The 14109-nt window shown below is 67.1% G+C and carries 15 protein-coding genes; 9 read left to right on the top strand and 6 right to left on the bottom strand.

What is annotated here, in order from left to right; all coding sequences use genetic code 11:
• Position 1 precedes the first annotated feature (1 nt).
• The 4 genes from BUR28_RS03905 to BUR28_RS03890 all read right to left on the bottom strand — a co-directional run bounded on the left by BUR28_RS03905 (position 2) and on the right by BUR28_RS03890 (position 3311).
• Complete coding sequence (locus tag BUR28_RS03905; protein WP_074218932.1) at positions 2-1177, bottom strand: trans-sulfuration enzyme family protein; 1176 nt, start codon at positions 1175-1177, stop codon at positions 2-4.
• A 74-nt stretch (positions 1178-1251) separates the two neighbouring features.
• Positions 1252-1779, bottom strand: a complete 528-nt coding sequence (locus BUR28_RS03900) for a gamma carbonic anhydrase family protein (protein WP_074218931.1) — start codon at positions 1777-1779, stop codon at positions 1252-1254.
• Positions 1779-2417: a guanylate kinase gene (gmk, locus tag BUR28_RS03895; RefSeq protein ID WP_074218930.1), complete on the bottom strand. Its 639-nt coding sequence runs from the start codon at positions 2415-2417 to the stop codon at positions 1779-1781. The genes BUR28_RS03900 and gmk overlap by 1 nt, the downstream gene beginning before the upstream one ends.
• A 3-nt stretch (positions 2418-2420) precedes the next feature.
• Positions 2421-3311, bottom strand: coding sequence for a YicC/YloC family endoribonuclease (locus BUR28_RS03890; RefSeq protein WP_074218929.1), 891 nt, complete (start codon positions 3309-3311; stop codon positions 2421-2423).
• A gap of 162 nt (positions 3312-3473) precedes the next feature.
• On the opposite strand from BUR28_RS03890, the gene BUR28_RS03885 reads away from it, so the two are divergent.
• Positions 3474-4091, top strand: a complete 618-nt coding sequence (locus BUR28_RS03885; protein ID WP_074218928.1) for a PAS domain-containing protein — start codon at positions 3474-3476, stop codon at positions 4089-4091.
• 70 nt (positions 4092-4161) lie between these two features.
• Here the strand turns inward: BUR28_RS03885 and BUR28_RS03880 are convergent, their stop codons facing one another.
• On the bottom strand, positions 4162-5532 hold the full coding sequence (locus tag BUR28_RS03880) for a class II 3-deoxy-7-phosphoheptulonate synthase (RefSeq protein ID WP_074218927.1): 1371 nt from the start codon (positions 5530-5532) through the stop codon (positions 4162-4164).
• Positions 5533-5783: 251 nt separating this feature from the next.
• Here BUR28_RS03880 and BUR28_RS03875 point away from each other — a divergent pair, with 251 nt between their 5' ends.
• Positions 5784-6701, top strand: coding sequence for a GlxA family transcriptional regulator (locus tag BUR28_RS03875; protein ID WP_083626751.1), 918 nt, complete (start codon positions 5784-5786; stop codon positions 6699-6701).
• Positions 6702-6732: 31 nt separating this feature from the next.
• Here the strand turns inward: BUR28_RS03875 and BUR28_RS03870 are convergent, their stop codons facing one another.
• Positions 6733-7842: a PQQ-dependent sugar dehydrogenase gene (locus BUR28_RS03870; protein ID WP_074218925.1), complete on the bottom strand. Its 1110-nt coding sequence runs from the start codon at positions 7840-7842 to the stop codon at positions 6733-6735.
• Between the two features lie 125 nt (positions 7843-7967).
• Here BUR28_RS03870 and BUR28_RS03865 point away from each other — a divergent pair, with 125 nt between their 5' ends.
• The 7 genes from BUR28_RS03865 to BUR28_RS03835 all read left to right on the top strand — a co-directional run bounded on the left by BUR28_RS03865 (position 7968) and on the right by BUR28_RS03835 (position 14074).
• Positions 7968-9152: an ABC transporter substrate-binding protein gene (locus BUR28_RS03865; RefSeq protein WP_074218924.1), complete on the top strand. Its 1185-nt coding sequence runs from the start codon at positions 7968-7970 to the stop codon at positions 9150-9152.
• Between the two features lie 102 nt (positions 9153-9254).
• Complete coding sequence (locus BUR28_RS03860; protein WP_074218923.1) at positions 9255-10040, top strand: ABC transporter ATP-binding protein; 786 nt, start codon at positions 9255-9257, stop codon at positions 10038-10040.
• Between the two features lie 70 nt (positions 10041-10110).
• Complete coding sequence (locus tag BUR28_RS03855) at positions 10111-10824, top strand: ABC transporter ATP-binding protein (protein ID WP_074218922.1); 714 nt, start codon at positions 10111-10113, stop codon at positions 10822-10824.
• A 22-nt stretch (positions 10825-10846) separates the two neighbouring features.
• Positions 10847-11248 carry a hypothetical protein gene (locus tag BUR28_RS19850; protein WP_074218921.1) on the top strand — a complete coding sequence of 134 codons (402 nt, stop codon included), beginning with the start codon at positions 10847-10849 and terminating at the stop codon, positions 11246-11248.
• Between the two features lie 107 nt (positions 11249-11355).
• Positions 11356-11769, top strand: coding sequence for a hypothetical protein (locus tag BUR28_RS03845; protein WP_074218920.1), 414 nt, complete (start codon positions 11356-11358; stop codon positions 11767-11769).
• A complete protein-coding gene (locus tag BUR28_RS03840) occupies positions 11769-12779 on the top strand; it encodes a branched-chain amino acid ABC transporter permease (RefSeq protein WP_074221502.1) in 1011 nt (336 codons plus the stop codon). The genes BUR28_RS03845 and BUR28_RS03840 overlap by 1 nt, the downstream gene beginning before the upstream one ends.
• A complete protein-coding gene (locus BUR28_RS03835) occupies positions 12776-14074 on the top strand; it encodes a branched-chain amino acid ABC transporter permease (protein ID WP_074218919.1) in 1299 nt (432 codons plus the stop codon). The genes BUR28_RS03840 and BUR28_RS03835 overlap by 4 nt, the downstream gene beginning before the upstream one ends.
• Positions 14075-14109 lie beyond the last annotated feature (35 nt).

Genomic DNA, 14109 nt, shown 5'->3' with positions numbered 1-14109 from the left:
CTCAGCCCGCCGCCCGCACCCCCGCCTCGAACTCGGCAAGGAGAGTTTCGGCCGGCTCGACCCCGACCGAGACCCGGAAGAACCCTTCCGAGATTCCCAAACCCGCCCGCGCCTGCGGTGTGAGCGCGCGGTGCGACGACGAGGCCGGGTGCGACAGCGTCGTCGCGATATCGCCGAGCGTTGGCGCGAAGGCGACCGGACAGGCCCGGGTGAAGGCGTTGGCCGCCGCGCGCCCGCCCTGCAACTCGAAACTAAGCATGTTGCCGAAGCGGCCCTGCAAGAGTGCGCCCGCCCTATTGTGGTCGGGGTGATCGGCGCGGCCGGGATAGAGCACACGCGCCACCCCCGGCAGCGTCGCGAGGTGGTCGGCCAAGCGCGTCGCCGTGGCCTCCGCCCGGTCATAGCGCAACTCGAAGGACAACAGCCCCCGCTCCGCCAGCCAGCAGTCAAATGGGCTGGGCGTCGTGCCCCAGGTCGCGGTGGCTGTGCGCATTGCCTCGGTCAGGGCGGGGTCGCGGGCGGCGACGTAGCCGAGTGTCGCATCCGCATGGCCGGCCAGCAGTTTCGTCACCGAGTGGATGACGATATCTGCGCCATGCTCGAACGGGCGAAGCGCGCGGGGCGTGGTGAAGGTATTGTCCACGGCCAGCAGGATGCCGCGGTCGCGCGCCAGCCGCGCGATCCCGTCGAGATCCGCGACGCGCAGCGTGGGGTTCGAGACCGTCTCGATCAGGATCATCCGCGTTTCGGGGCGCAGCGCTGCGGCGATGGCACCGGTGTCGGTCGCATCGGCGAAGGTGGTGGAGATGCCAAGGCGCGGCAGGTCCTCGGTCAGCATCCGCAGCGAGCGCCCGTAAAGCTGGTCGCCGCCCACGACATGATTGCCCGCCTTCAGCGCGGCGAGCATCGCCACCCCGACTGCGGCCATGCCCGACCCGGTGACGACACCTCCTTCGGCGCCCTCCATCCGGTCGATCGTCGCCGCCAGCACGTCGGCATTGGGGTGGCCCTCGCGCGCGTAGGCATAGCCCCGCGTCCGGCCTTCGTATTGCGCGTCCAGCGCGTCCGGGTCGAGTGTGGCGTAGACCACCGAGGGCTGGAGCGGTGTCGCCACGGGGCGCGCGGCATTGTCGGGCCAAGGCTGGCGGCGGGCAGGAATATGCGGGCTGTCGGTCATGGCAAACGGGGTCCGGTCTGGTGCCGAAACTCCTGGAACGCGGCCTCGGCAGGGATCGTCGGAAGGGGCGCGCCTCACGCCTCGGCAAGCCCGGCGCGGTAGCGGCGCATGTTCTCCTGGTAGTGCCGGGCGGACTTGCGCAAGCTCTCGATGGCCGCCTCGTCGAGCTGGCGCACCACCTTCCCGGGGCTGCCCATCACCATACTGCCATCGGGAATCTCCTTGCCCTCGGTAACCAGCGCGCAGGCGCCGATCAGGCAGTTCTTGCCGATCCTCGCGCCGTTCAGGATCGTTGCGCCCATCCCGATCAGGCTGTTTTCGCCGATAGTGCAGCCATGCAGCATCGCCTTGTGCCCGATGGTGCAGCCGGGCCCGATCACCAGCGGAAAGCCCATGTCGGTATGGCAGACGGTGTTTTCTTGCACGTTGCTCCCCGCGCCCACGGTGATCGGCTCGTTATCGCCTCTGAGCGTGCAGCCGAACCAGACCGACGCGCCGCTTTCGAGGGTAACCTTGCCGATCAGGTTGGCATCGGGCGCCACCCAGCAATTGCCGTCGACTGGCAGCTTCGGGGCGATACCGTCGAGCGAGTAGAGCGTCATCACAGGGCCTCGAATTCGGCCTGCAGGGCGCGCACATGCTCGGTAAGGCCGGGCTGCTGGCTGCGCCGCAGGCGGGTTGCGGTCAGGATCGTTTTGAGTTTCGCCTCGGTGGCGTCGAGATCGTCGTTCACCAGCACGAAATCGTAGCCGTCCCAGTGGCTGATCTCGTCCCAGCTCTTCTGCATCCGTTTGCCGATGGTCTCGGCCGTGTCCTGGCCGCGCGTCTCCAGCCGGCGGCGCAGTTCCGCGATGGATGGCGGCAGCAGGAAGATCGACAGTGTGTGTTGGCCGAGCGCCGAATTCCGGATCTGCTGCGCCCCCTGCCAGTCGATGTCGAACAGCACGTCGCGGCCCTCTTCGATCGCCTCGCGCACCGGCGCCTCCGGCGAGCCGTAGAAATTGCCGAAGACGAAGGCGTGTTCCAGCATCGCGCCTTTCGCCACCTCGGTCTTGAACTGCGACTCGCTTAGGAAATGGTAGTCGCGCCCCTCGACCTCGCCGGCGCGGGGCGGGCGCGTGGTGGCCGAGACCGAGAACACGATCTCGGGGTCCCAGTCGCGCAGCCGGCGGGCCAGCGTCGACTTGCCGGCCCCGGAGGGCGAGGAGAGGATGATGAGAAGCCCGCGCCGGTCGTCCATCCCCTACTCCACGTTCTGGACCTGCTCGCGCATCTGGTCGATCACGTGCTTGAGGTCAAGCCCGATCCCTGTCAGCGTCGTAGATTGCGCCTTGGAACACAGCGTGTTGGCCTCCCGGTTGAACTCCTGCATCAGGAAGTCGAGCTTGCGCCCTATCGGCCCCGCCCCGTCTAGCAGCGCACGCGCCGCCGCCACATGCGCCGCCAGCCGTTCGAGTTCCTCGCGCACGTCCGATTTCACGGCGATCAGCGCAAGCTCCTGCGCCACGCGGGCCGCGTCAGAGCCCTCGCTGTTGTCCAGCACGCGGGCAAGGTTCATGCGCAAGCTCTCGGCCCACTGGTCACGGCGCGCCTCCGCCGCTTCCGCCGCGGCCTCGACCAGTTCGGCGATTTCGGCCAGGTGGTCTCGCAGCACCGCCTCCAGCGCATTGCCCTCGGTGGCGCGCATCGCCGCGAATTCGTCGAGCAGCCCCTCGAAATTGGCAATGAGCGCCGCACGCAGGGCGGCCACATCCGTCTCGGGCAGCACGGCGCCGGTGACGCCAGGCAGCGCCAGGATATCCGCCGCGGTCGGGGGCGCGAGCCGCAGGTTGTGCTCGGCCGCGGCAGCCTCCACATGCCTGACCATCGCCAACGCGGCCTCCAGCGCCCCGGCATCGAGCGCAGCCGCCCCGGCGCCCGGCTCGTGCGAGAGTTTCAGTCCTACCGTGACGTTCCCGCGCCCAAGGCGCCCCTGCACCGCCGTCCGCACCGCCGGCTCGAGACCGGGCACCCAGTCCGGCACCCGAAGGCGCAGGTCGAGCCCCTTGCCGTTGACCGACCGCATCTCCCAGGTCCAGGCGTGGTCATGAGCCTGCCCGCGCCGCGTGGCGAAGGCTGTCATCGAGTCAGGCATCTGCGTTAACCATCGGTAAAGACTCTCTTCCGCGCCGTGGCTTTTTTGTGGCAAGATTTCGTCAGTGGGGGCTGGTTCGCACTAGCACTTCCCGCCGGGGGTCACAACGGCCGGGGCGGGCGTCGCGGTCGCAGCCTCGGTTGGTTTGACGAGGGTGAGAGGATGACGGAGAAGGAAAATCGTCTGCGCGCGGCGGTCATCGCACTGGCCGGCTATCGCAGCGGAGAGCGGCTGTCGGCGCTCGACGAGATCGAGGCCTACTGGCAAGGGCTGCGCGACGACTCCGGCATCGCGCCCAGCCGCGCGGAACTCGATCCGCGCGGGTTTTCCAAGGCGTTGTCGAACTGCTTCGTTGCCGAGGCGATCGCCCCGCGCCACCTGCGCCTGCGCCTGACCGGCCAGCATCTGACCGAGGTGATGGGGATGGACATGCGCGGGATGCCGCTTTCTGCCATGATCCTGCCCGATTCCCGCCCGCATCTGGAAGAGTTGCTGTCCGAAGCGATCGCGGGGGTGCCTGAACCGCTGCGCCTCACCCTGTTCGCGCCGCCGCGTTTCGGCCAACCGGCGCTGTATGGCGGTCTGCTGCTGCTGCCGCTGCGCGGCGAAATGGGCGCGCCGCAGCGCATGCTCGGGGCCTTCGCCACGGTCGGCAAGCCGGGCCGGGGCCCGCGCCGGTTCCGCATCATCGAGGCTGGCGAAACCCAGCGTCCAAGCCCGGAGGCAAACGGCCGGCCGGCGCTGCGCGTGATTGAAGGCGGCCTCAGCGAAACCGTCTAGTCCGGGAGAAAATTCCCACGAAAAAGGCGGCGCTTGGGCCGCCTTTTTCATGTTCCGCTACAAGGCGCGTTCAGAGCGCCGCTGCCGCTGCCGTCCCGTCATGACGGGCCGAAAGTTCCTCGGCTACGAGGAAGGCCAGCTCCAGCGCCTGGCTGGCATTCAGGCGCGGATCGCAGGCGGTGTGGTAGCGCGAGGACAGGTCCTCGTCGGTCACGGCCCGCACGCCGCCGGTGCATTCGGTTACGTCCTTGCCCGTCATCTCGAAATGCACGCCGCCGGGAATCGTGTCTTCCGCCTTGTGGACGGCGAAGAACTCTTGCACCTCGCGCAGCACGCTGTCGAATGGCCGCGTCTTGAAGCCTGACGCCGACTTGATCGTGTTGCCGTGCATCGGGTCGCAGGTCCACACGACTTCGGCCCCCATTTCGCGCACGACCTTGACGAGCCGCGGCAGGTGGTCGCCGACATTTCCCGCTCCGAACCGCGCAATCAGCGTCAGGCGGCCGGGGACATTCTGCGGGTTCAGCTTCTCGATCAGGGTCTTCAAGTCGTCCGCGCTGATCGAGGGGCCGCATTTCAGGCCGATCGGATTCATCACGCCGCGGCAGAATTCCACATGGGCGCCATCCACCTGGCGGGTGCGGTCGCCGATCCAGATCATGTGGCCCGAGCCCGCGATCCAGTTTCCGGACGTCGAGTCGATCCGGCAGAGCGCTTCTTCGTATTCCAGAAGCAAAGCCTCGTGGCTGGTGAAGAAATCGACCTGCGACATGCCTTGCATGGTGCCGCCGTTCACGCCCGCGGCCGTCATGAAGCCCAGCGTGTCGCTGATCCGGTTGGCCATGTCGCGGTATTTCTCGGCCTCGTCGCTATCGGTGAAGCCCAGCGTCCAGGCATGCACCCGGTGAATGTCGGCGAAGCCGCCCTTGGAGAAGGCCCGCAAGAGGTTCAACGAGGCAGCGGCCTGTGTGTAGGCCTGCAGCATCCGGTTCGGATCGGGTACGCGGGACTCTTCGGTGAACTCGAAACCGTTGATGATGTCGCCGCGATAGCTGGGCAGTTCCACGCCGCCCACGGTTTCCATCGGGGCCGAACGCGGCTTGGCGAACTGGCCCGCCATCCGGCCGACCTTGATGACCGGCAGCTTGGCGCCGTAAGTCAACACCACCGCCATCTGCAGCAGGACCTTGAAGGTGTCGCGGATCGTGTCGGCCGAGAACTCGTGAAAGCTTTCGGCGCAGTCGCCGCCCTGCAGCAGGAACGCCTCGCCACGGGCCGCCTGGCCGAGCTTGGCGGTCAGGTTGCGGGCCTCGCCGGCGAAGACCAGCGGCGGATACTTGGCAAGCTGCGCCTCGACGGCTGCCAACGCTTGCGGGTCGGTATAGTCGGGCATCTGCACCCGGGGCCGCGACCGCCAGTCGGATTTCTGCCACGTCGTCATCGTCTCGCTCCGCAGGTCTGGGCATTCGGTGGGCGCTTTATAGGGGCTAGCGTGCGGCCCTGCCACCTCCAAATGGCCCTGCATTGCCGCGCTCAGTCTTGATCCCCCTTCACAAACCTGCTTTCGCTGTTCGCACGGAACGCGCGGAGGTTGCCGTGGCGGAACACGCCCCGCAAGGCGAATTGATCGAGGTGGCCGCCGATGGCCGCCGGGCGCAAGAGCTGGTCTTCGTCCTGCTCGACCGCTTCACCATGCTCAGCTTCGCCTGCGCGATCGAGCCATTCCGGATCGCCAACCGCATGTCGGGGAAGACTCTTTATCGCTGGCGCCTTGCGGGCGAAGGCGGCGAGTGGGCGACCTGCTCGAACGGCACGCGCGTCGCGCTCGACATGGATTTGGGCGAGCTTGGCCGCGACGAGACGGTGCTGGTCTGCGGCGGCGTGGGCGTGCAGTCGGCCACCACCAAGCGGTTGGTCGGCTGGCTGCGACGCGAGGCGCGAAAGGGGCGCAACGTCGCGGGGCTGTGCACCGCGGCGCATGCGCTGGCCCGGGCCGGGCTGCTGGACGGCAAGCGCGCCACGATCCACTGGGAGAACCAAGACAGCTTTTCCGAGGATTTCCCAGAGATCGAGCTGACGAAATCGGTCTTCGTGATCGACGGCAACCGGATGACCACCGCTGGCGGCACGTCCTCGATCGACCTGGCGCTGACGATGATCGCCGAGACGCATGGCGAAGACCTCGCCAACGCGGTGGCCGATCAGCTGATCTATTCGTCGATCCGCACCGATCAGGACACGCAGCGGCTATCGATCCCGACGCGGATCGGGGTGCGCCATCCCAAGCTCAGCCAGGTGATCCAGGTCATGGAGAAGAACCTGGAGGACCCGATATCGCCGGCGATATTGGCCCGCGACGTCGGCATGTCGACGCGCCAGCTTGAGCGGCTGTTCCGGCGCTACCTTAACCGCAGTCCCAAGCGGTACTACATGGAACTGCGGCTTTCGAAGGCGCGCAACCTGTTGATGCAGACCGACATGAGCGTGATCAACGTGGCACTGGCCTGCGGCTTCGCTTCGCCGTCGCATTTTTCGAAATGCTACCGGGCGCATTACAACACTACCCCCTATCGCGAGCGCGGCAGCAAGGCGGGGCGCAGCCCGGGATAGACGGCCCGGTTCCGCACCCGGGCCTTCGCGTCTAGTCCGGTACGATCCGGTAAAGCGCCCCGTTGGTGACCGAGAGGAACCAGATCGCCCCGTCGGGTCCCTCGGCCACGTCGCGCACGCGCCCCGTCTGGGGTGCGGCGAGACGCTCCTCGGCAAAGCCCGCATCGGGGTCGAGGCGGGATATGAAGTCCGAATTCAGGCTGCCGGCGAAAAAATCGCCGCGCCATTCGGGCCAGAGCGCGCCGGAATAGACGACCAGGCCGGACGGGGCGATCGAGGGATCCCAGTAGTGCGCCGGTTGCGTCATGCCCGCCTTTTCCGTGCCTTCGCCGATTGTCGCCCCGGAATAGTGCCGGCCGTAGGAAATGACCGGCCAGCCATAGTTCACCCCCTTCTCGACCCGGTTCACCTCGTCGCCGCCGCGCGCGCCATGTTCGTGGACCCAGAGCCGCCCCCGAAGGTCGAGTGCCGCGCCTTGCGGGTTGCGATGCCCATAGGACCAGATCTCGGGCTGCGCCCCCGCCAGTGCTACGAAAGGGTTGTCGGCGGGCACCGAACCGTCGCGGTTCAGCCGGATGACCGAGCCCTTGTGTTGGCCGAGGTCCTGTGCGGAGGGACGATCACCGCGCTCGCCGATGGTGACGAAGAGATGACCGTCCGGCCCCTCGACGATGCGCGAGCCGAAATGGCGCCCGCCCCGGGCACCGGGCGCCATCTCGAATATCTCGCGGAAACCCTCGAGCCGCGCGCCGTCCGCCGACAGGCGCCCCACGCCGAGCGCCGTGCCCTCGCCCCGCCCTTGCGCCTTGGCGTAGCTGAGAAAGACCTCGCGGCTCTCGGCGAAGTCGCGGGGCACCATCACGTCGAGAAGTCCGCCCTGCCCGACCGCTGCGACCGACGGCACGCCGGCCACGTCCGTTCGTTTGCCCCCGGCGATATGCCAAAGCCGCCCGCCACGCTCCGTCACCAGAAGGCCGCCGCCGGGCAGGAACGCGACCGCCCAGGGTTCAATCAGCTCGCCGGCCACTCGCTCGATACGCAAGGGGCCCGTGGAACTATCCAGGGCGCGCGCCGGCGGCGTGGCGAGGGCGACGAGGGCCAGGCCGGCGAGGCCGAGAAGCGATGTACACACCGTTTTCATGTATGCCGTTTTAGTGCGTTCGGACGCGACTCCAAGCGCCTTGACCCCGCGCCGCGTGGCCTTTCCTTTTGACACGCCCGCGCTTACTCTCGCGCGGAACGGAATTCCAACACGGGAGAAAACCCATGAAAAAGCTGCTGACGGCCACCGCCGCGCTGGGCCTGATGGCCGGGGCCGGCGCCGCCGAAGAGATCAAGATCGGCGTCGTCGCCGCCTTCACCGGACCGCTGGAGTCTCTGGCCCCGCCGATCGCCGCAGGTCACGAACTCGCGCTGCAGGAGGCCAGCGAGTCGAGCATGTTCCTCGAAGGCACGACCATCGCACCGGTGCGCGGCGACTCCACCTGCGTCGACGCCGCCGCCGCGACGGCCGCGGTGGAACGCCTCGTGACGTCGGACCGCGTGTCCGGCATCCTTGGCCCGATGTGCTCGGGCGCGACCGGGGCGGTCGTGACCAACGTGGCCGTCCCGAACGGCATCGTCACGATTTCGCCGTCGGCCACCTCGCCGGCGCTCTCGACCATAGAGGATAACGGGCTGTTCTTCCGCACCGCGCCGTCGGATGCCCGGCAGGGCGAGGTGATGGCCGACATCATTCTCGATCGCGGGATCCAGGAGGTGGCGGTCACCTACACCAACAACGACTACGGCAAGGGCCTGTCGGACTCGTTCGCCAGTTCCTTCGAGCAGAAGGGCGGCACGGTGACGCTGGTCGCCGCGCATGAGGACGGCAAGGCCGACTACTCCGCCGAGGTCGGCGCGCTGGCCTCGGCCGGTGGCGACGCGCTGGTGGTCGTGGGCTACGTCGACCAGGGCGGCTCGGGCATGGTGCAGGCCGCGCTGGATACCGGCGCCTTCGATGTCTTCGTGTTCACCGATGGCATGGTGGGTGACCAGCTTGTGGAGAATTTCGGCTCGGATATCGACGGCTCGTTCGGACAGAACCCGGCCGCGCCGGGCGAAGGCCGCGACATGTTCACCGAGATGGCCGCTGAGGCGGGCTTCGACGGCAGCTCGGCCTTCTCGGCCGAGGCCTATGATGCGGGCGCGCTGATGGTATTGGCGATGCAGGCGGCGGGGTCGACCGATCCCCAAGTCTACAAGGACAAGGTGATGGAAGTCGCCAACGCCCCCGGCGAGGCGATCATGCCCGGCGAGATCGGCAAGGCGCTGGAGATTCTCGCCAATGGCGGCGACGTGGACTATCAGGGCGCTTCCGCGATCGAACTGATCGGCCCCGGTGAAAGCGGCGGCTCCTACCGCGAGGTGGAGATCGAGGGCGGCGAACTGCAGGTCGTGGGGTTCCGCTGAGACGCGGGCTGCGACACCGCGTATGATCGAGGAACGGCCCGGGGCTTTTCCGGGCCGTTTCTTTGCGCTAAGAGCGCGCGCCAAGGCGCAAGGGACAGAGACGTGATCCGGGTAGAGAACCTGCACAAGCATTTCGGCGGCTTCCATGCGGTGGAAGGCGCCTCGATCGAGATCGCCACGGGCTCGATCACCGGGCTGATCGGGCCGAACGGGGCGGGCAAGTCGACCCTGTTCAACGTGATCGCCGGCGTGCTGCCCCCGACCGGCGGCACCGTGACGATGGATGGCGAAGACATCACTGGCCTGTCCCCGCACGAGTTGTTCCACAAGGGGCTGCTCAGGACCTTCCAGATCGCGCATGAATTCGCCTCGATGACGGTGCGCGAGAACCTTATGATGGTACCTCCGCGCCAGTCGGGCGAGACGCTGTGGAACGCCTGGTTCGGGCGGGGCCGCATGGCCCGCGAGGAACGCGCGCTGGCCGAGAAGGCCGACGAGGTGCTGGCGTTCCTGACGATCGACCACTTGGCCGACGAGCGCGCTGGTAACCTGTCGGGCGGGCAGAAGAAGCTCTTGGAACTCGGCCGTACGATGATGGTGGACGCCAAGGTGGTATTCCTCGACGAGGTCGGCGCGGGCGTGAACCGGACGCTGCTCAACACCATCGGGGACGCCATCGTGCGGCTGAACAAGGAACGCGGCTATACCTTCTGCGTGATCGAGCACGACATGGACTTCATCGGGCGGCTCTGTGACCCGGTCATCGTTATGGCCGAGGGCAAGGTGCTGGCCGAGGGGCGGGCCGACGAGATCATGCAGAACGAGGCGGTGATCGAGGCCTATCTGGGCACAGGGCTGAAGAACAAGATGAAGGCCGGGGGCGCCTGAGCGGGCGTTGCCGGCGGGACGACGGGACGAATGAGTATTTGGACCAAGAAGAAGCGCGGGGCTTGCGGGCATGGCTGAGCCCTTTCTGATCGGCGACGGGATGACCGGCGGCTACGGCCGCGGGGCCGACATCCTGCACGGCTGCACCGTGGCCGTGGAAAAGGGCGAGATCGCGGTGATCGTGGGCCCGAACGGCGCGGGCAAGTCGACCGCTATGAAGGCGGTCTTCGGGATGCTGGACATCCATTCCGGCAGCGTTCGGCTGGATGGTGAGGACATCACCCGGCTGTCCCCGCAGGCGCGCGTGGCCAAGGGCATGGCCTTCGTGCCGCAGACGAACAACATCTTCGCCTCGATGAGTGTGGAGGAGAATCTGGAGATGGGGGCGTTCCTGCGCCGCGATGACATCTCGGCGACGATGGAGGAGGTCTATCACCTCTTCCCGATCCTGCGCGAAAAGCGCCGGCAGGCCGCGGGCGAGTTGTCGGGCGGGCAGCGCCAGCAGGTCGCGGTGGGCCGCGCGCTGATGACCCGGCCGACGGTGCTCATGCTGGACGAGCCGACCGCCGGGGTCTCGCCCATCGTGATGGACGAGTTGTTCGACCGGATCATCGAGGTGGCGCGCACCGGTATCTCGATTCTCATGGTCGAGCAGAATGCGCGCCAGGCGCTGGAGATCGCCGACAAGGGTTATGTGCTGGTGCAGGGCCGCAATGCCTATTCCGATACCGGCAAGGCGCTTTTGGCCGATCCCGAAGTGCGGCGAACATTCCTTGGGGGCTGATATGCGAAAAACGTTCTTAATCATGGCATTGGCGGCCGGCCTTGCGGCACCGGTCGCGGCCGCGCCGATCGCTTTGGACTGCGAGGCGACGCGCGCCTGCGTGGCCAATCTCGACGCGGCCTGCGACGCGACGCGCGTGTCCTACCAACTGGACGTGGGGGAGGAGGTCGGCGACAAGGTCGTGCTGACAACCGATGAGGGCGACCGCTTTTACGAGTTCCGCCGCTTGGCCGGGGCCGAGGGCGTTGTCTTGCAGGCCGCCGGCGGCGCGCTCGAGTCCGACCAAGGCGCGGGCGCGATGACCGTCTTCAAGGATCTGCGTTTCGTCCTGACCCGCCACGGCCTGCTCGCGCTGGAAGGTGACGAGGTGCCCCCTGCGGCGGTGTCGATCTCGGTCTTCGGCACCTGCACCCCTCGCGAGTGACAGCGCCACGAAATGCCCCATCCCGTTGTGCAAGCCCCTATGGAGTGACCTCAGAGACGCGCGTTATCCTGCCGGCCCTACCGGCCGAGCCTGCCCGGAGACCAAAGATGCCGACTGACCGCCTTGTGCCCGTTCTTGCAACCGCGCTGCTGTTGGCCGCGCCTACCCACGCCCAGGACGCCGCCGCGCCCGAGGCAACTACGGAGAACGATTTCGCCCTCGCCTGCGCCTTCGACCGCGAGTGCTACGACGCCGAAGCCTGCGCCGAGACCGCCTATGAGATGACCGTGTCAGGCCGCGTCGGCGGGATGGGCGCAGGCGTCGTGCTGGCCCGCGCGACCCTCTCGGCAGTGTCGGGCGATGTCGAGGTTTTCGGCACGCTGGGCGGCGGCACGCTGTTCCTGCAGGGCGGCGAAGGGGCCGCGCGCCATTATCTGGCGGTCACCGACGGCGCCGCGCGCTACAGCTTGCACATGGCCGAAGGCCCCGTCGCGATCACCTATCTCGGAGCCTGCGAGTGATGGATGTCCTGAACGCCCTCGTGGCGCTGGCGAATTTCGTGCTTATCCCGGCCACCGCCTATGGCGCGCAGCTCGCCCTCGGTGCGTTGGGGGTGACGCTGATATACGGAATCCTCCGGTTCTCGAACTTCGCCCATGGCGACACGATGGCGTTCGGAACAATGGTCACCATTCTCGCGACATGGGCGCTGCAATCGGCCGGCGTGACGCTGGGCCCGCTGCCCACCGCCCTGCTCGCCCTGCCCGCAGGCATTCTTGCAACTGCGGTCCTGCTGCTGATCACCGACCGGCTGGTCTTTCGGTTCTACCGCGAACAGAAGGCCAAGCCGGTTATCCTGGTGATCGTCTCGATGGGGGTGATGTTCATCCTCAACGGGCTTGTGCGCTTCATCATCGGCCCCGATGACCAACGCTTTGCCGACGGCGAACGGTTCATCATCACCGCGCGGGATTTCAAGGAGATGACGGGCCTGGCCGAGGGGCTGGCGATCCGTACCACGCAGGGGCTGACCATCGTCACCGCGCTCATCGTCGTCGCCGCGCTGTTCTGGTTTCTCACCTACACTCGGACCGGAAAGTCGATGCGCGCCTTTTCCGATAACGAGGACTTGGCGCTGCTTTCGGGCATCAATCCCGAGCGCGTCGTTGCCATCACCTGGATCATTGTCGCGGTGCTGGCGACCGTGGCGGGCGTTCTCTATGGGCTCGACAAGTCGTTCAAACCCTTCACCTATTTCCAGCTTCTCCTGCCGATCTTCGCGGCCGCCATTGTGGGCGGCCTCGGAAGCCCGCTGGGGGCCATCGCGGGGGGGTTCGTGATTGCGTTCTCCGAGGTCACGATCACCTATGCCTGGAAAAAGGTGCTGGGCTATGTGATGCCCGAGAGCCTGGAGCCCGACGGCCTCGTGCAACTGCTCTCGACCGACTACAAGTTCGCGGTCAGCTTCGTGATCCTGGTGATCGTGCTTCTGTTCCGGCCGACCGGGCTTTTCAGGGGGAAAGCGGTATGACGCAACGCGATATGGGCCTGTTCGCGCTGGTCGCGGCGCTGATCATCGGCACCGGGTTCCTGCAAAGCTGGAACTCGGCGCTCTTCATCCTGAACTATGGGCTGATCTCGGCGGTCATGGCGCTGGGCGTGAACATGCAATGGGGCTATGCTGGGCTCTTCAACGTGGGCGTAATGGGGTTCACGGCGCTGGGCGGCCTTGGCGCGATCATTATCGCCATGCCGCCCGTGGGCGAGGCCTGGGCCGCCGGGGGCGTGCGGGTTCTGGCCGCGCTCGCCGTTGGGGCTGTCGTGATCGTCGGGGCAATCCTGATCTGGCGCCGGCTCGAGTCAGGCCGGATTCGCGCGCTGGCGATGGTCGCCTGGTTGGTCGCGGGCTTCTTCCTCTATCGCGGGCTCTTCGACCCTGCGGTCGAGGCGATCGAGGCGGTGAACCCGGCCGCCACTGGCTATCTGGGCGGGCTGGGCCTGCCGGTGCTTTTCGGCTGGCCGGTCGGCGCGTTGCTCGCCGCCGGGGCCGCCTGGATCATCGGCAAGACGGCGCTGGGCCTGCGGTCGGACTACCTTGCCATTGCCACGCTGGGCATCGCCGAGATCGTCATCGCGATCCTCAAGAACGAGGACTGGCTGAGCCGCGGCGTCAAGAACGTGATCGGGTTGCCCCGGCCCGTCCCCTACGAGGTCGACCTGCAGCAGGACCCGGGTTTCGTCGAGCAGGCGCAATCGCTGGGCCTCGATCCGGTGACGGCCTCCACGCTCTTCGTCAAGCTTGCCTATGCCGGGCTTTTCGCCGTGGTGCTTATCGCGCTGATCTGGCTTGCAGAAAAGGCGCTGAACTCGCCCTGGGGCCGGATGATGCGCGCGATCCGCGACAACGAGACCGCGGCCGAGGCAATGGGCAAGGACGTTAAACGCCGGCACTTGCAGGTCTTCATGCTCGGGTCCGCCATATGCGGACTCGCGGGCGCTATGATGGTGACCTATGACAGCCAGCTCGTGCCCTCGGCCTATCAGCCGCTGCGCTTCACCTTTCTGATCTGGGTGATGGTGATCGTCGGCGGGTCGGGCAATAACTGGGGCGCGGTTCTGGGCGGTTTCCTGATCTGGTTCCTATGGGTCCAGGTGGAACCCTTCGGCGCTTTCCTGATGGAAACGCTGACCAGCGGCATGGCCGAGGACTCGGCGCTCAAGGCGCACCTGTTGGACAGCGTCGCGCATATGCGGTTGCTCACAATGGGGGTTCTCTTGCTGGTGGTCCTGCGGTTCAGCCCGCGCGGCCTGATTCCCGAACGCTAGCCGATTTGCGCCCGGGCCGCGTCCCGCGTAAGCTT

The organism is Rhodovulum sp. ES.010 (assembly GCF_900142935.1).
In the GTDB taxonomy this organism is placed as follows: Bacteria; Pseudomonadota; Alphaproteobacteria; order Rhodobacterales; family Rhodobacteraceae; genus Rhodovulum.
The sequence above is the reverse complement of the archived record's forward strand: the minus strand, read 5'-3'. Positions and strand labels throughout refer to the sequence as shown.

Coding starts and splice junctions, on each gene's coding strand:
- BUR28_RS03905 (WP_074218932.1), bottom strand. CDS start 1,177: ATGACCGACAGCCCGCATATTCCTGCCCGCCGCCAGCCTTGGCCCGAC.
- BUR28_RS03900 (WP_074218931.1), bottom strand. CDS start 1,779: ATGACGCTCTACTCGCTCGACGGTATCGCCCCGAAGCTGCCAGTCGAC.
- gmk (WP_074218930.1), bottom strand. CDS start 2,417: ATGGACGACCGGCGCGGGCTTCTCATCATCCTCTCCTCGCCCTCCGGG.
- BUR28_RS03890 (WP_074218929.1), bottom strand. CDS start 3,311: ATGCCTGACTCGATGACAGCCTTCGCCACGCGGCGCGGGCAGGCTCAT.
- BUR28_RS03885 (WP_074218928.1), top strand. CDS start 3,474: ATGACGGAGAAGGAAAATCGTCTGCGCGCGGCGGTCATCGCACTGGCC.
- BUR28_RS03880 (WP_074218927.1), bottom strand. CDS start 5,532: ATGACGACGTGGCAGAAATCCGACTGGCGGTCGCGGCCCCGGGTGCAG.
- BUR28_RS03875 (WP_083626751.1), top strand. CDS start 5,784: ATGCTCAGCTTCGCCTGCGCGATCGAGCCATTCCGGATCGCCAACCGC.
- BUR28_RS03870 (WP_074218925.1), bottom strand. CDS start 7,842: ATGAAAACGGTGTGTACATCGCTTCTCGGCCTCGCCGGCCTGGCCCTC.
- BUR28_RS03865 (WP_074218924.1), top strand. CDS start 7,968: ATGAAAAAGCTGCTGACGGCCACCGCCGCGCTGGGCCTGATGGCCGGG.
- BUR28_RS03855 (WP_074218922.1), top strand. CDS start 10,111: ATGGCTGAGCCCTTTCTGATCGGCGACGGGATGACCGGCGGCTACGGC.
- BUR28_RS19850 (WP_074218921.1), top strand. CDS start 10,847: ATGGCATTGGCGGCCGGCCTTGCGGCACCGGTCGCGGCCGCGCCGATC.
- BUR28_RS03845 (WP_074218920.1), top strand. CDS start 11,356: ATGCCGACTGACCGCCTTGTGCCCGTTCTTGCAACCGCGCTGCTGTTG.
- BUR28_RS03840 (WP_074221502.1), top strand. CDS start 11,769: ATGGATGTCCTGAACGCCCTCGTGGCGCTGGCGAATTTCGTGCTTATC.
- BUR28_RS03835 (WP_074218919.1), top strand. CDS start 12,776: ATGACGCAACGCGATATGGGCCTGTTCGCGCTGGTCGCGGCGCTGATC.